15 protein-coding genes are annotated in these 14808 nt (G+C 68.5%); 10 read left to right on the top strand and 5 right to left on the bottom strand.

The window, feature by feature from the left end:
* Nucleotides 1-6 precede the first annotated feature (6 nt).
* On the bottom strand, nt 7-318 hold the full coding sequence (locus tag ABT294_RS49175; protein WP_350813449.1) for a hypothetical protein: 312 nt from the start codon (nt 316-318) through the stop codon (nt 7-9).
* A gap of 189 nt (nt 319-507) precedes the next feature.
* Here ABT294_RS49175 and rpsF point away from each other — a divergent pair, with 189 nt between their 5' ends.
* From rpsF to rplI, 4 genes are all read left to right on the top strand, one after another.
* Nucleotides 508-798, top strand: coding sequence for a 30S ribosomal protein S6 (gene rpsF / locus ABT294_RS49170; RefSeq protein WP_350813448.1), 291 nt, complete (start codon nt 508-510; stop codon nt 796-798).
* 88 nt (nt 799-886) lie between these two features.
* Complete coding sequence (locus tag ABT294_RS49165; RefSeq protein ID WP_350813447.1) at nt 887-1444, top strand: single-stranded DNA-binding protein; 558 nt, start codon at nt 887-889, stop codon at nt 1442-1444.
* A 62-nt stretch (nt 1445-1506) separates the two neighbouring features.
* A complete protein-coding gene (rpsR, locus tag ABT294_RS49160) occupies nt 1507-1743 on the top strand; it encodes a 30S ribosomal protein S18 (protein WP_020543048.1) in 237 nt (78 codons plus the stop codon).
* A 15-nt stretch (nt 1744-1758) separates the two neighbouring features.
* Complete coding sequence (gene rplI, locus ABT294_RS49155) at nt 1759-2205, top strand: 50S ribosomal protein L9 (RefSeq protein ID WP_350813446.1); 447 nt, start codon at nt 1759-1761, stop codon at nt 2203-2205.
* Between the two features lie 42 nt (nt 2206-2247).
* On the opposite strand, the gene ABT294_RS49150 is transcribed toward rplI, so the two are convergent.
* Complete coding sequence (locus ABT294_RS49150; RefSeq protein ID WP_350813445.1) at nt 2248-3282, bottom strand: TauD/TfdA family dioxygenase; 1035 nt, start codon at nt 3280-3282, stop codon at nt 2248-2250.
* 228 nt (nt 3283-3510) lie between these two features.
* Between ABT294_RS49150 and ABT294_RS49145 the strand changes: the two genes are divergently transcribed.
* From ABT294_RS49145 to ABT294_RS49135, 3 genes are all read left to right on the top strand, one after another.
* On the top strand, nt 3511-4368 hold the full coding sequence (locus tag ABT294_RS49145; protein ID WP_350813444.1) for an ABC transporter substrate-binding protein: 858 nt from the start codon (nt 3511-3513) through the stop codon (nt 4366-4368).
* A gap of 112 nt (nt 4369-4480) precedes the next feature.
* Nucleotides 4481-5326, top strand: coding sequence for an amino acid ABC transporter permease (locus ABT294_RS49140; RefSeq protein ID WP_350813443.1), 846 nt, complete (start codon nt 4481-4483; stop codon nt 5324-5326).
* The gene (locus ABT294_RS49135) at nt 5323-6066 is read left to right on the top strand and encodes an amino acid ABC transporter ATP-binding protein (protein ID WP_350813442.1); all 744 of its coding nucleotides are present in this window, start codon (nt 5323-5325) and stop codon (nt 6064-6066) included. The genes ABT294_RS49140 and ABT294_RS49135 overlap by 4 nt, the downstream gene beginning before the upstream one ends.
* Here the strand turns inward: ABT294_RS49135 and ABT294_RS49130 are convergent.
* Both ABT294_RS49130 and ABT294_RS49125 read right to left on the bottom strand, forming a co-directional pair.
* Nucleotides 6063-7538, bottom strand: a complete 1476-nt coding sequence (locus ABT294_RS49130; RefSeq protein ID WP_350813441.1) for an APC family permease — start codon at nt 7536-7538, stop codon at nt 6063-6065. The two genes, ABT294_RS49135 and ABT294_RS49130, sit on opposite strands and share 4 nt — an antisense overlap.
* Nucleotides 7539-7606: 68 nt before the next feature.
* Complete coding sequence (locus ABT294_RS49125) at nt 7607-8908, bottom strand: MATE family efflux transporter (protein WP_350813440.1); 1302 nt, start codon at nt 8906-8908, stop codon at nt 7607-7609.
* Nucleotides 8909-9190: 282 nt separating this feature from the next.
* Here ABT294_RS49125 and dnaB point away from each other — a divergent pair, with 282 nt between their 5' ends.
* Genes dnaB through ABT294_RS49110 form a run of 3 tightly spaced genes read left to right on the top strand, consistent with a single transcriptional unit; the run spans nt 9191 to nt 13230 of the window.
* On the top strand, nt 9191-12217 hold the full coding sequence (gene dnaB / locus ABT294_RS49120; RefSeq protein WP_502912244.1) for a replicative DNA helicase: 3027 nt from the start codon (nt 9191-9193) through the stop codon (nt 12215-12217).
* A gap of 9 nt (nt 12218-12226) precedes the next feature.
* Entirely contained in the window at nt 12227-13138 is a 912-nt protein-coding gene (locus tag ABT294_RS49115; protein WP_350813439.1) for a hypothetical protein, read from the top strand.
* Nucleotides 13129-13230 carry a DnaB-like helicase C-terminal domain-containing protein gene (locus ABT294_RS49110; protein ID WP_350813438.1) on the top strand — a complete coding sequence of 34 codons (102 nt, stop codon included), beginning with the start codon at nt 13129-13131 and terminating at the stop codon, nt 13228-13230. Before ABT294_RS49115 ends, ABT294_RS49110 begins: the two co-directional genes overlap by 10 nt.
* Before the next feature lie 262 nt (nt 13231-13492).
* Here ABT294_RS49110 and ABT294_RS49105 read toward each other — a convergent pair whose 3' ends face one another.
* The gene (locus tag ABT294_RS49105) at nt 13493-14686 is read right to left on the bottom strand and encodes a lipase family protein (protein WP_350813437.1); all 1194 of its coding nucleotides are present in this window, start codon (nt 14684-14686) and stop codon (nt 13493-13495) included.
* Between the last annotated feature and the right edge of the window lie 122 nt (nt 14687-14808).

Genomic DNA, 14808 nt, shown 5'->3' with positions numbered 1-14808 from the left:
GGCGACCTACGGGAGGAACCCGCCGCGGGCGATGCCGAGCGCGACACCGACGAAGGACGCCACCACCCCGACGATGTTCAGCGAGCGCTGCGGCGTGGTCACGGAGATGTACTGCGAGTAGAGCCCCATTCCGAAGCCGAGCGTGCCGAACCACGACGAGACGACGTGACCGCCGGGGAAGAACGTCGCGACGAACGCCACGAGCCCGCACACCAGGGTGCTGATCGCCATGAGGTTCTCGATCGGGTGCGACTGCCCGTCGGAGTTCAACGTGAGGCGGAACCGCTCGCTCTTGGAGGGCTGGAGCAAGTGTGGCATATTCACCACCCCCTTATTCCTTAAAGGCCTTCCCACCTGCGGGGGGCTGGTAACCTGGTCAACGCTGCGTTGTGATGGGTGATCCGTCACCCCTGGGCGCCGAAAGGGGCGCCGGGGCTGAACGTCAGCGTCCTCCTGTCACGGCAGAGCGCCGTGACCGCAAGAGTCCAGAGGAGGTTGGAGTCCCGCATGCGTCGTTACGAAGTAATGGTCATTCTGGACCCTTCGCTCGATGAGCGCACTGTGGCGCCGTCCCTCGACCAGTTCCTCACTGTGGTCCGCTCCGACGGCGGCACCGTGGAGAAGGTCGACGTCTGGGGCCGTCGCCGTCTCGCCTATGACATCGACAAGAAGTCTGAAGGCATCTACGCCGTCATCGACCTGTCCGCGGAGCCCGCGACGGTCAAGGAGCTCGACCGGCAGATGAACCTCAACGAGGGGATCCTGCGTACCAAGGTCATCCGCCCCGACGTGCACTAAGCAGCTCGTTGCCCGGCTTTTTGTCGGGCGGCAGCCGTAATCTGAGCCGTAACCCAAGCGAAGGCGTGCAGGAAGGCGAGCGCTAGCCATGGCAGCAGGCGACACCGTAATCACCATCGTCGGCAACCTTGTCGATGACCCGGAGCTGCGCTTCACCCCGACGGGGCAAGCGGTGGCTCGATTCCGCATCGCTTCCACTCCGCGGTTCATGGATCGTCAGACCAACGAGTGGAAGGACGGCGAAAGCCTCTTCCTGACCTGCAACGTGTGGAGGCAGGCGGCGGAGAACGCCGCCGAGAGCCTCCAGCGCGGCATGCGGGTCATCGTGCAGGGGCGGCTCAAGCAGCGGTCCTACGAGACCAAGGAAGGCGAGAAGCGCACCGTCTACGAGGTCGAGGTCGACGAGGTCGGCCCGTCTCTGCGTAACGCCACCGCCAAGGTCAACCGCACCTCCCGTCAGGGTGGTGGCGGTGGCGGCGGCTTCGGCGGCGGCCCGGCCGACGACCCCTGGGCCTCTGCCTCGCCCGCCTCGCCCCAGGGCGGTGGCTTCGGCGGCGGCGGTGGCGGCGGCTACCAGCAGGGTGGCGGCCAGCAGGGCGGCGGCTTCGGCGGCGGCGGCGACTTCAGCGACGAACCGCCTTTCTAATCCCAGTTCACCAGCCCGAGTCCATTCCCGCTTGACGGCGGGGCTCTGAAAGGAGCACCACGATGGCCAAGCCGGCACTGCGCAAGCCCAAGAAGAAGGTTTGCCTGTTCTGCCACGACAAGATCTCCTACGTCGACTACAAGGACACTGCGCTGCTGCGGAAGTTCATCTCCGACCGCGGCAAGATCCGTGCGCGTCGGGTGACGGGCAACTGCACCCAGCACCAGCGTGACGTGGCGACCGCGATCAAGAACGCCCGTGAGGTGGCTCTGCTGCCTTACACGAGCACCGCGCGCTAAGGGAGGACTGTCGATATGAAGCTCATCCTCACCAACGAGGTCTCCGGCCTCGGCGCCCCTGGCGACGTGGTCGAGGTCAAGGACGGCTACGGCCGTAACTACCTCATCCCGCGCGGCTTCGCGATGCGCTGGACGCGTGGCGCGGAGAAGCAGATCGAGTCCATCAAGAAGGCTCGTGACGCCCGCGAGATCCGCGACCTCGGCACTGCCAAGGAGGTCGCGGGCCAGCTCGGCGCCCTGCGCGTCCGGCTGACCACCCGCGCCGGCGACTCCGGCCGCCTGTTCGGCTCGATCACCACGGGCGACATCGCCGAGGCCGTCAAGGCCGCCGGCGGCCCGCTGCTCGACCGTCGCCGCATCGAGATCGTCAACCCGATCAAGAGCGTCGGCAGCCACAAGGTCAGCGTCAAGCTGCACCCCGAGGTCTCGGCGTCCGTCGACGTCGAGGTCGTCGCCGGCTGACGATCAGCCTGCATGCCGTCGCCCTCTCCGGAGGGTGACGGCTCAGCCTGTACGCGGCTCCTCTCCTCGGAGAGGGGCCGCGTTCTGCTGTCCGCCCCGGACGTTTCGGGCGCGCTGGATGGGCGCGTGCTGCCCGGGCGGTGCTGTCAGGCTTTCGGTGGCCAGCCACAGGCGGATGAGGTCGCGGCGGAGCTCCGGCTCGGGGTGGTCCTCGTAGGCGGTGCGGCTGTGCATGACGGCGTGGTTGTTGAGGAACTGCATGTCGCCCGCGCGCAGGTCCATGGTCAGCGCGAAGCGCGGGTCGTTGTTGAGCCTGTCGATGACGTCCATCGCCTCCAGTTGCGCCGGGGTGAACGGTGGCACGTGGGCGCCGCGCTGCGCCGAACGCATGTAGTCGGGGCCGTAGTTCGCGGCCATCCTCCCGTCGTGAACGGTGTAGACCGGTCTGGTGTAGAAGCTGTCAGGGCCGTCTCCGGTGCGCCGGTCGAACCACCACGGCTCGTACAGCACCTCGGCCAGATCGGGGCGGGTGCGGACGATCTCGTTGTGCACGGCGGCCGAGCTGACGATGGTGCTGAGGCCACCGGACTTCGCCGGCCGCACGCACAGGAGGGCGACGACGTCGGTGGGGTCGGCGTGGTAGCCGAGCCGACCGCTGTGCTGGTAGCTGCGGCTCGTCGGCTCCGACGGGTCGACGCCCACGTCGCGCACGTGCCGGAGCGGGGTCTCGCCAGGGCCCTGCGGGACGATGCCGCCGACGTGGCAGCCGATGCCGAGGGCGGCGATCTCGCACTGGCGCTCGCTCATCCCCTCGACGGGCACGCCTTCGACCAGGCAGAAGCCGCGACCGTCCATGAGCTCGCCGGTGAGCCGCCGGAGGACGGGGCCGAGCGCCGGCAGCGCGAAGGTCTCGGGTGAGATCCGGGTGAGCGGCAGGTCCGCCGCCTCCACGGCGCGGACCGCGGCGAGCAGTTCGGCCCGGTGGGCCGCGCCGAGCGGGAACCGCCACTCCGAACTGCCGCCGATCTCGCCACCCCGCCAGTCGGACGGGCCGTGCACCTGTGCGATCGCCACCACGCCATCACCTCACCAGTCGGGCCCTTCACGGCTCGTGGGGGCCGGAGATCACGGTTTCCTCCCAGAGTGCCTGCGTCGCCTGCGGCGGACAGCCCTGCATCGCTCATGGCGGAACGGCTTCGCCACGGGCGAAGGTGATCGTCTCAGCAGGTGGGGGGACATATATCCCCATCTGGACGTCGTAGAATTTGCTCGTTCTTCCCCGCGTTTTCCCCTGGAGGCCCCGCCATGGTCCGTCCCTCTATGTTGCTCGCGCTCGGCGCGCTCGCGGCGGCGGCCGTCGCCTGCGCGCCCGCCGACAACACGGCCACGGCCGGCCCGACCACGCCCACCTCGTGCAGCAAGGACCAGCTCAAGCTCGTCAACGCCGGCAAGCTGACGATCGGCACCGACAAGCCCGCCTATGAGCCGTGGTTCAAGGGCGACGACCCGAACAACGGCCAGGGCTTCGAGAGCGCGGTGGCGTTCGCCGTGGCCGGGGAGCTCGGCTTCGACCGCACCGAGGTGCAGTGGAGCACGGTCAAGTTCGACTCGGCCTTCGCCCCCGGTGAGAAGCAGTTCGACTTCGACGTCAACCAGGTCTCGATCACCCCGGAGCGGGCCAAGGCCGTCGACTTCAGCAAGGGCTACTACACGGTCAAGCAGGCGATCGTCGCCATCGACGGCAGCAAGTTCGCCGCCGCGAAGAGCCTGGCCGAGCTGAAGGACGCGAAGATCGGCGTGCAGGTCGGCACCACGTCGCTCAGCGCGGTCAAGGACGTCATCAAGCCCGCCGCCGACCCGAACGTGTACAACGAGCAGATCGACGCGGTCAACGCGCTGAAGAACAACCAGGTTGAGGCGCTGGTCGTGGACCTGCCGACGGCGTTCTACGTGACGGCCGCGCAGATCGAGAAGTCGAAGATCGTCGGCCAGTTCAGCGCGACGGGTGCCGCGCCCGAGGAGTTCGGCATGGTCATCGGGAAGGGCAGCCCGCTGAAGAGCTGCCTGGACAAGGCCGTGGACACGCTGAAGTCGAGGGGCGACCTGGCCAAGATCGAGCAGCAGTGGCTCGGCGCGGCGGCCGGCGCGCCGGAACTGACGTGACCATGCGGGCCCCCAGTGAGGGGCGTGGCCGCTTCGGGAACCTGGACGGCGTGAGCGACCGGCGTGGCCGGGTGCCGTCCGCGCCCGGGGCGTGCCGGGCGGCGGTGGGGTCGTGAGCGACGTCGTCTGGGCCAAGAGTGAGCGGCAGGTCGAGCGGGAGCGGGTACGCAGGTCGCGGGCCCGCCGTTCGGGATCGATCGCCACCGCTTCGACGATCGTCTTCATCGTCCTGGTCGTCCTGGTCGTGACGAACGCGCCCGGCTGGCCGCGGGTGCGCGAGACGTTCTTCAACGGCGAGGAGTTCGTCAAGGCGATCCCCGACGTGCTGAACGGCTTCCTGATCAACATCAAGATCTTCCTGATCGCCGAGCTGATCATCCTCGTCGTGGGCCTGCTGGTGGCGCTGGCGCGGGGCATCAGAACGCCCGCGTTCTTCCCGATCCGTATCCTGGCGACGCTCTACACGGACATCTTCCGGGGCGTGCCGACGATCCTGGTCATCTACCTGGTCGGGTTCGGGCTGCCGGCGCTCAAGCTGCAGGGCATCCCTTCGGACCTGGCCACGCTCGGCGTCATCGCGCTGACCCTCTCGTACGGCGCGTACGTGGCCGAGGTGTTCAGGTCGGGCATCGAGTCGATCCATCCGAGCCAGGTGGCGGCGGCCCGCTCGCTCGGCCTGAGCCACGTCAAGACCCTTCGGTTCGTGGTGCTGCCGCAGGCCACCCGCCGGGTCGTGCCGCCGCTGCTCAACGACTTCGTCTCGCTGCAGAAGGACACCGCGCTGGTGGCGACGATCGGCCTCCCGGAGGCGTTCAGGCAGTCGCAGATCCACGTGTCGCTGAGCTTCAACTACGCGCCGTACCTGGTGGCGTCCCTGCTGTTCATCCTGCTCACCATTCCGATGGCCAGGTTCACCGACCATCTGGCCGAGCGCACGCGAAGGAGGCGGGGCGCGTGAGCCTGCTGACGATCGACGGGGTGTGGAAGAACTTCCACGGTCACAGCGTGCTGCGCGGCATCGACCTGGAGGTGCGTCCGCACGAGGTGGTGAGCCTGATCGGCGCGTCGGGGTCGGGCAAGTCCACGCTGCTGCGCTGCGTGAACCTGCTGGAGACGGTCGACGACGGCGCGATCCACCTCGACGGCCAGGAGATCACCGACCCGCGCGTGGACGTCGACGACGTGCGCAAGCGGCTGGGCATCGTCTTCCAGGCGTTCAACCTGTTCCCGCACATGTCCGTGCTCGACAACGTCACGCTCGCCCCTCGTCAGGTGCACGGCGTCGGGAAGGCGCAGGCGGAGGAGCAGGCGCACGACCTGCTGACCAGGTTCGGCCTGGCCGGCAAGGCCCGCGCCTACCCCGACCAGCTCTCCGGCGGTCAGCAGCAGCGAGTGGCGATCATCCGGGCGATGGCGACGCAGCCCAGGCTGATGCTGCTCGACGAGATCACCTCGGCGCTCGACCCGGTGCTGGTCATGGAGGTTCTCAACGTCGTGCGGGAGCTCAAGGAGTCGGGCATGACGATGATCCTGACCACCCACGAAATGAGCTTTTGTCGCGATATTTCTGACACGGTGTGCTTCCTCGACGGCGGCGTCCTCCTCGAGAAGGGGCCGCCGGAGAAGGTCTTCGCCGACCCCGAGCACGACCGTACCCGCGCCTTCCTGCGCAGAGTGCTCGACGCCGGGCGGCTCTAACGCCGGTGCCGCCCGCGGCCGAGGGGTTCGAGCGGGCGGTGCCCGGTGGCGAGCAGGCTGTGCCGCCTGCCGTACAGGAGGTAGGCGAGCAGGCCGAAGGCCATCCACAGGGCGAACCACAGCCAGGTCAGCACCTGCAGGTTCACCATCAGCCAGAGCGTCGCCAGGAGCGAGAGCGCGGGCAGCAGCGGCGAGAGCGGCATGCGGAAACCGCGCTCCAGGTCCGGCATGCGCTTGCGCATGACGATCACGCCCGCCGAGACGAACAGGAACGCGAACAGCGTCCCGATTACCACGAGCTGCTGCAGCGTGAGCACCGGCACGAACTCGGCGAGCAGGACGGCGACCAGCCCGATCACCAGCGTCACCCGGGTCGGAGTGTGGTACCTGCGGCTGATCGAGGCCAGGCCGCGCGGGATGAGCCCGTCGCGGGCCATCGAGAAGAGCACCCGCGTCTGCCCCACGATCAGCACCAGGATCACCGTGGTCAGCCCGAGCACCGCGCCGACGTCGATGACGTGCGCCATCCAGTGGACCCCCGCCGACCGGAACGCGCTGGACAGCGGCGCCTCCCGCGAGATGCTCGAGTACGGCACCATGCCGACCATGACCAGGGCCACCGCGATGTAGACGACGGTGGCGACGACCAGGCTCCGGATCATGCCCTTCGGCACCTCCCTGGACGCGTTCACGGTCTCCTCGGCGGCGGTGGCGACGACGTCGAAGCCGATGTACGCGAACGCGATGGCGGGCGCCGCGGCGAACACCCCGAACCAGCCGAAGGTGTGGCTCTGCCCCACGAACAGGTCGAGCACGGTGGCGGAAGGCGCCGAGATCGGCTTCGGCTCGGTGGAGAAGTCGCCGAAGTTGGCGACGTCCACGTGCAGCGCGCCGACGACGATGACCGCGCCGATGGCGAGCAGCTTGGCCGCCACCATGATCCACAGCGCTCGCAGCCCGATCCGCGCCCCCACTGCCACGACGCCGGTGAGCAGCACCAGGATGAGGAAGGCGAAGACGTCCTGGAGGACGTCCTGGTGGGGCAGGAGCACCCCGAAGCCGCTGATCGCCTTGACGGCGATGACCGCCCACGCCCTGGCCACCACGGCGGCGGCGAGCTGTAACTCCAGGATCAGCGCGCAGCCGATGATCCACGCCCAGACCTCGCCGAAGATGACATAGGTGAAGGTGTAGGCGCTGCCGGACGTCGGCATCGTGGACGCCAGCTCCGCGTAACAGAGGCAGGCGAGCATGCACGCGATCCCGGCGATCATGAAGGAGAGGATCACGCCGGGCCCGGCCATGGTCGCGGCCTGCTCTCCGGCGATGCTGAAGATGCCCGCGCCGATCATCACGCCGAGCCCCAGCACCACCAGGTCGGCCGGGCGGTAGAGCTCGGCCAGGCTGTGCCGGGCGCCCGTGCGCAATTCGGTCGCCTCGGCAGGCGGCAGCCGCCGCAGAATCGTGGACAAGGCACACCCCGCTCGTGGAACTCGCCCACAGTGCCCAGATCACTTGCGCAACAGCAAGCACAGGACGGTCACGCCCCGGTCACCAGCCAGGCGTCACCCACAGCGCGCCGGACGAGCGTGATCGAACGTGCCACGATCCACAGCCCGAGCGCGCACCAAAGAGCAACGACGCCGAAACCGGAGGCGACGAACGCGGCGGGCAGGTACGCCAGCGTCGTCCACACGCCCGCCCACGCGAGGTAGCGCTGGTCGCCCGCGCCGATCAGCACGCCGTCGAGCACGAACACCACGCCGCAGATCGGCTGGAACAGCGCGACGGGCCAGAGCACGGCCAGGAGCTGCTCGGTGACCTGCGGATCCGCGTCGAACAGGCCGGGCAGCAGCGGCCTGGCGGCCACGACCAGCAGGCCGAGCACCGCGCCCGACCAGCAGCCCCAGGCCACCATGCGCCTGGTCGCCGCCCTGGTGGCCGCGGTGTCGCCCGCGCCGAGCGCGCGGCCGGTGATCGCCTGGCCCGCGATGGCGATGGCGTCGAGGGCGAAGGCGAGAAGGGTCCAGATCTGGGTGGCGATGGCGTACGCGGCCAGCTCGGCCTGGCCCATCCTGGTGGCGGCGACGGTCGCCACGACCAGCACGACGCGCAGGCAGACGGTACGGATGAGCAGGGCGAAACTGGCCGTGCCCGCCTGCTTGACCCCGTTGAGGTCGGGCGTGAGCGGCGCGCCGAGCCGTACCGCGCCTCTGACGACCACGGCCAGGTAGACGGCCGCGCCGAGTGTCTGGGCCAGCACCGTGCCCCAGGCCGACCCGGCGATGCCCCAGTGCAGCCCGAGGACGAACCAGGCGTTCAGCGCGGCGTTGAGCGCGAACGAGCCCACCGCGACGACCAGCGGCGTGACGGTGTCCTGCAGCCCGCGCAGCACCCCGGTGCCCGCCAGCACGACCAGCATGCCGGGCGCGCCGAGCAGGCTGATCCGCAGGTACGTGACGGCCTGCTCGGCCTGTTCAGGGGCGGCTCCGAACAGCTGGACGATGGCGGGGGCCAGTGGCCAGCACACCGCGATGAGCGCGACGCCGATGGCGAGCGCCAGCCAGATGCCGTCGACGCCGTTGCGCATGGCCCGCATGTGGTTGCCCGCCCCGGTCTGGCGGGCGACGGACGCGGTGGTGCCGTAGGCGAGGAAGACGCACAGGTTCACCATCGTCGCCAGGACCGTGCCCGCCACGCCCAGCGCGCCCACCGCGGTGGTGCCCAGCCCGTGCCCCACGATGGCGTAGTCGGCGAGCAGGAACAGCGGCTCCGCGACCAGCGCGCCGAACGCGGGCACGGCCAGCCGTAGGATCTCCTTGTCCCTGGACGTAATGAGCACTCGACCATTATGGACATTACACGGCGTGGCGGTCCAACTTTCTTTCCTCCACAGTCGGTGGACAGTGTTTCCCCAGGTCGGATGAGGTTCGGTGGATATCTCTGAGAGTTATCCCCAGGCTCGTCCACAGAGCTTTCACACCCTGGGGGGAGTAGTGCACAGCTTGACCACAGGGTTATCCACAGGCCGCGTTGCCCTTGGGACGCGAACCCGCGAAACTGTCACACCGGTCGACTACAAGTGGGGGTGGTGCGACCGCCCAGCGGTGTTCTAGGGGGCGCAGTGAGCATGGACGAAGAGGCCGGCGGAGGCCCAAGTTTCGAGCGCACGCCGCCCAGCAACATCGAGGCGGAGCAGTCGGTCCTCGGCGGCATGCTGCTGTCCAAGGACGCCATCGCCGACGTGGTGGAGGTCCTGCGGTCCGACGACTTCTACCGTCCCGCCCATCAGATGATCTACGACGTCATCATCGACCTGTACGGCAGGGGCGAGCCGGCCGACGCGGTCACGGTCTTCGACGACCTGCAGAAGCGCGGCGAGATGGCCCGCGTGGGCGGCGCGGCCTACCTCCACACGCTCACGGCCGTGGTGCCGACGGCGGCGAACGCGGGCTACTACGCGCGGATCGTCCGGGAGCAGGCGATTCTGCGCAGGCTCATCGAGGCGGGCACCCGCATCGTCTCCTTCGGCTACGGCGGCCAGAACGAGGAGGTCGACGACCTGGTCGACCGGGCCCAGGCGGAGATCTACAAGGTCACGGAGCGCCGCACGTCGGAAGACTACCTGCCGCTCTCCGAGATCATGCCGGGCGCCCTCGACGAGCTGGAGGCCATCGGCAGCCGGGGCGGCCAGATGGTCGGCGTGCCCACCGGCTTCCAGGACCTCGACCAGCTCACCAACGGGCTCCATCCGGGCCAGATGATCGTCGTGGCCGCGCGTCCCGCCATCGGCAAGGCGCTCGCCCTCGACACGCCGCTGCCGACGCCCACCGGCTGGACCACGATGGGCGAGGTCCGGGTCGGCGACCGGCTGATCGGCGGCGACGGGAGGGCCACCAGGGTCGTCGCGGCGACCGAGGTGATGCACGGCAGGCCCTGCTACGAGGTGGAGTTCAGCGACGGCACGGTGATCGTCGCCGACGCCCAGCACCAGTGGCGCACCACCGGAAGCGTCCTCACCACCGCGCAGATCGCCGCCACGCTGCGCACGTCCCCTGGTGGGCGGCCGAACCACGCCGTCGCGCTGCCCGCGCCGTTCGAGCTGGGGGAGCGGCGCCTGCCGCTGTCGCCGTACGAGCTGGGCAGCCGCCTGGGCCACGACGCGAGCCCCGCTGGACCGCACGGCGTCCCCGCCGAACCGCGCGGTGCGCGCGGCGTCCTCACCGAGACGCGGATCCCCGCCTCCTACCTGCGGGCGTCGGAGGAGCAGCGGCGGGCGCTGCTGGCGGGCCTGCTCGCCGGGCTCGGCGGCAGCGAGATCGCCGTCGCCGATGAGGGGCTCGCCCGCGACGTCCGCGAGCTGGTGCTGAGCCTCGGCTACCAGGCCACCGTGCGCGCCGAGCGGTCCGCCGGGTACGTCATCGACGTGTCGACGGCAGTACGGCACATCGTCGACGCGCGGCCCGTCCCGTCGCGGCCGGTGCGCTGCGTCGAGGTCGACAACCCCGACCACCTGTACCTCGCGGGCCGGGCCTGCGTCCCGACGCACAACAGCACCCTCGGCCTCGACTTCGCCAGGTCCGCGGCGATCAAGCACGGGATGACCACGGTCATCTTCTCCCTGGAGATGTCGCGCAACGAGATCACCATGCGACTGCTGTCGGCGGAGGCGCGGGTGGCGCTGAACGCGATGCGGTCCGGCCTGATGGGCGACGAGGACTGGACCAGGCTGGCGCGGCGGATGAGCGAGGTCGCCGAGGCGCCGCTGTTCATCGACGACTCGCCGAACATGTCGATGATGGAGATCAGGGCCAAGTGCCGGCGCCTCAAACAGCGCAACGACCTGCGGTTCGTGGTCATCGACTACCTCCAGCTGATGAGCTCGCCGAAGAAGACCGAGAGCCGTCAGAACGAGGTCTCCGAGATCTCCCGTGCGATCAAGCTGCTGGCGAAGGAGCTGGAGGTGCCGGTCATCGCGATCTCGCAGCTCAACCGAGGTCCTGAGCAGCGCACCGACAAGCGTCCCATGGTCAGCGACCTGCGTGAGTCGGGCTGCCTGACCGCGTCCACCCGGATCATGCGCGCCGACACCGGCGCGGAGGTGACACTCGGCGAGCTGCTGGAGTCGGGCGCGCGCGACATCCCCGTCTGGTCCCTCGACGACCGGCTCAAGCTGGTGCCCCGAACGATGACGCACGTCTTCCCGAGCGGCGTGAAGCGGGTCTACCGCGTCAGGCTGCGGTCCGGCCGGGAGGTGGAGGCCACGGCCAACCACCCCTTCCTCACCTACGACGGCTGGCGTCCGCTGGAGGGCCTGACGGCGGGTTCCAGGGTGGCGGTGCCCAGGCACGTCCCGCCGCCGCTCGACCTGGCGCCCGTCGACGAGCCGGCCGGGCTCGCTGCACTCACCGGCGAGGCCGTGCCCATGGCGGCGTTCTCGCTGCCCAGAAAGCAGCTCGCGGAGTTCCTGCGTCTGCTGTGGGCGGCGGGCGGCAGCGTCGAGGGCGAGGTGCGGTACACGTCCGGCAGCCGCCGCCTGCTCGACGACGTGGCCCGGCTGCTGCTCCGCTTCAACGTGATGACCAGGATCGACGGCCGCTCGCTGGTCGTCGACGGGCCCGAGAACCAGCTCCGCTTCCTCGACGAGATCGGCGGAGGCCCGCGGCCGGTGGTCGAGGCGAGTGCGGCGCGCCTGCGCGGCGCGGTGGGGGCGAGCGTGCCGGAGGCGCTGCGGGGCCGGCTGCGCACCGCCCTGCTGGAGCGGGAGCCGGTGCCGGCCGGGGGCTCCAGGGAGCGGATCGGCAGGGTCGCCGCCGTCCTCGACGACTCCGACCTCGACCTGCTGGCGACCAACGACGTCTGCTGGGACGAGGTCGCCGCGGTCGAGCCCCTCGGTGAGCAGCCCGTCTACGACGCGACGGTGCTGGGCACGCACAACTTCGTCGCGAACGGCATCAGCCTGCACAACTCCATCGAGCAGGACGCCGACATGGTCATCCTGCTGCACCGCGAGGACGCCTACGAGCGCGAGTCGCCCAGAGCGGGCGAGGCCGACCTTATAGTAGCTAAGCACCGCAACGGCCCTACCGCCACCGTAACAGTTGCCTTCCAAGGGCATTACTCCCGCTTCGTTGACATGGCTGCCCACTAGGATTGCTCCATGTATATGGGGGGCAAGCTATCCACGGCGCAGAAGGCGGAAATAGTCCAGCGTTACGTGGCGGGCGAAAGCGCCTCCGTGATCGCGAAGTCTTCGGGGGTTACTCGTCAAGCCGTTGTTGGCCTTCTTCGTCGGCGTGGCGTCGCGATACGCACCAACGCGAAGCTGACCCCAGAACAGAAAGCAGCGGCTGTCGAACGCTACACGGCGGGAGAAAGCTCTACACGGATTGCAGCCGCCTTCGAGGTGTCGGATATGTCCATTCGAGGCGTTCTTCGTAGGCGTGGCGTCGTGATACGCGGCAAGCACTCCCTGCGAGAGGATGTATTCGATGATCTCTCGGCCGACGGCATGTACTGGATAGGGTTCTTGTTCGCGGATGGGACCGTTCACTTCCGGGAGGGGCTCAAACCCCAGATCGGCGTGGCTCTGTCGGCGCGTGATCGAGAGCATCTTGTGAAGTTGCGGGACTTTTTCGGGTCAACACATGCCATCTCGGACGTATCTTCTGGCCGCGCCTGCAGCTTCTCGGTGCGATCCGAAAGGCTGGCGCATCGACTCCTCGCCCTTGGTCGTTACGGCGGCTCCGTGGATCGTGAGCTAGTCAGTTCGCGTCATTTTTGGCGTGGTGTTGTGGATGGAGACGGATCAGTAGGTGAGTACGGCGGAAAAGCGCAGGTGAGATTAGTCGGAGAGTATCGGCTATTAGCAGTGTTCAACGAGTTTCTTGCTTCCCATGGCGTGACGGGCCTCTCGGTGCGCCCACACAAGAGCATCTTTAACATCGGAACAACTGGTAAGTCGGCCAAAAAGATCATCCACCTGTTGTATGACAATGCTCCAACCGCGCTGGAACGCAAAGCAGATATCGCCCGCCGCATTCTGGGAGCGGGGGACATCTTATGCACCTGATCGTCGCCAAACACCGAAACGGCCCCACGGCAACGGTCACGGTCGCTTTCCAGGGCCACTACAGCCGTTTCGTGGACATGGCCCAGCACTGATCGATTCTTTCTCTTGTAGGATCCGCGATGCGTTGGCGGCTTCGGCGTACAGCACCGCCACTTTGTCGGTGACGTCGTACGACACGGTGTCCTCATCCAGCGGGTCGCTGGTTCCGCATCCGGTCAATACCGCCACGAGCCCGAGAGAGCCAGAGATCATCGCTTTTGTCGGCATCTTCATGTGCAATCTGAATGATCCGGACGTACTGGCCGCAGTTGATCCCTGAAGTCGTTCCCAAGAACATAGCTGAGACTGGACGGATCAAGCCCGGTTCCCCGTGAAATCGGCGACCACCAGCGGCAGCGCCTTGCGGACGCTCTGGTTGTGATCCAGGTCCCCGGCGTCGGTGAGGGTCTGCGTCGCACCGTGGGATCGCAGTTGACGCTGGCAGTACAGCGCGTTGTCGTACGCGACGTCCTTGTCGCCCTTGGCGTGATGGAGGCGCACCGGAACGTCCGGCTTCCAGTTGCAGGTGGAGTCGAGCGCGGTCAGCAGCTCCTTCAGCTTGCCGGTCGGCTTGCGGACCCTGTCCAGGAACTCCGCGGTGAACAAGGTCTCGGACGTCGGCGGCAACGCCTTGGCGATCTCCGCGGTCTGGTGGTACCCGTCGAAGAGCTTCTCCGCCTGTTCGTCGTAGGGGGCGCGGAAGACCTCGCTCGGCGTGTGGTAGATGTCGGTGTAGCGGTTCGCCGCGATCACGAAGTAGGCCAGGTAGAGCGAGGAGTTCCGGATCTTGTCGTCCGCGGCGGCGGCCTCGAAGGTGCTCAGGTCGAACGGGCCGGCGATCGGGGCGAGGCCGCCCAGCCGGAAGTACGGGTCCTGCCTCTGTTGCAGGGCGCGCCCCACCATCATGGTCGCGGGGCCGCCCTGCGAGAAGCCGCTGACCAGCACGCGTGAGTTGAGCCGGCGCTCGTGCCTGCCGGCGAAGGCGCGGGTCGCGCGCAGGGCGTCCACCGGGGCGGAGACCGTGGTCTGCGGGTCTCCGTAGGTGTGATAGCCGGGCCCCTTGCCCAGGCCAAGATAGTCAGGGGCGGACACCGCATGCCCGGCCCCCGCGAACAGCAGCGCCGCGGCGCGGTCGGTGGATTTCTCGTTCACCGAGGCCACCTCGCCCCGGTACACCTGGGTGCCGTGCAACCAGGAGACGACCCGCAGGTCGCGCCAGCCGTTGTCAGGCAGGGCGACCAACTGGCTGGCGGTGGTGGAGCGGCCCTTGGCGTCGATGGTGCGATAGACCACGCGATAGGCGCGCACGCCGAACTTCACCTGCGCCGGGTCGAAGCCGGTCGCCTTGAGTCGCTCGACGACCTGGCTCTTGTCCAGCTTCTCCACCTGGGTCGAGGAGATCACAGCGCCGCGGGCCACGGTTTGTGCGGATGCGGCTTCGGCGGGGACCGCGGCGGCAAGGCAGCCCAGGGCGAGCCCGCCGGTCACCATCATGCGAGAAAACGTCATGCCCGAAACCGTAGATGTGGCTGCAACGAGCGGCCTTGTTGCCAGCACCCTGATCTCTGGTAGTGCCAGCCTTACCTCTGTGCTGCCGGGGTCACGCCAGCCGAGGCCATTGATTGTCTTCG

Origin of the sequence: Nonomuraea sp. NPDC000554, from assembly GCF_040300065.1 — a bacterium.
GTDB lineage: Bacteria > Actinomycetota > Actinomycetes > Streptosporangiales > Streptosporangiaceae > Nonomuraea.
Note: the sequence above shows the minus strand (reverse complement) of the source record. Positions and strands in the feature narration are given on the sequence as shown.

Bases quoted from the DNA above. Each gene is read 5' to 3' on its own strand.
- ABT294_RS49175 (WP_350813449.1), bottom strand. From the start codon at position 318: ATGCCACACTTGCTCCAGCCCTCCAAGAGCGAGCGGTTCCGCCTCACG.
- rpsF (WP_350813448.1), top strand. From the start codon at position 508: ATGCGTCGTTACGAAGTAATGGTCATTCTGGACCCTTCGCTCGATGAG.
- ABT294_RS49165 (WP_350813447.1), top strand. From the start codon at position 887: ATGGCAGCAGGCGACACCGTAATCACCATCGTCGGCAACCTTGTCGAT.
- rpsR (WP_020543048.1), top strand. From the start codon at position 1,507: ATGGCCAAGCCGGCACTGCGCAAGCCCAAGAAGAAGGTTTGCCTGTTC.
- rplI (WP_350813446.1), top strand. From the start codon at position 1,759: ATGAAGCTCATCCTCACCAACGAGGTCTCCGGCCTCGGCGCCCCTGGC.
- ABT294_RS49145 (WP_350813444.1), top strand. From the start codon at position 3,511: ATGGTCCGTCCCTCTATGTTGCTCGCGCTCGGCGCGCTCGCGGCGGCG.
- ABT294_RS49115 (WP_350813439.1), top strand. From the start codon at position 12,227: ATGTATATGGGGGGCAAGCTATCCACGGCGCAGAAGGCGGAAATAGTC.
- ABT294_RS49110 (WP_350813438.1), top strand. From the start codon at position 13,129: ATGCACCTGATCGTCGCCAAACACCGAAACGGCCCCACGGCAACGGTC.
- ABT294_RS49105 (WP_350813437.1), bottom strand. From the start codon at position 14,686: ATGACGTTTTCTCGCATGATGGTGACCGGCGGGCTCGCCCTGGGCTGC.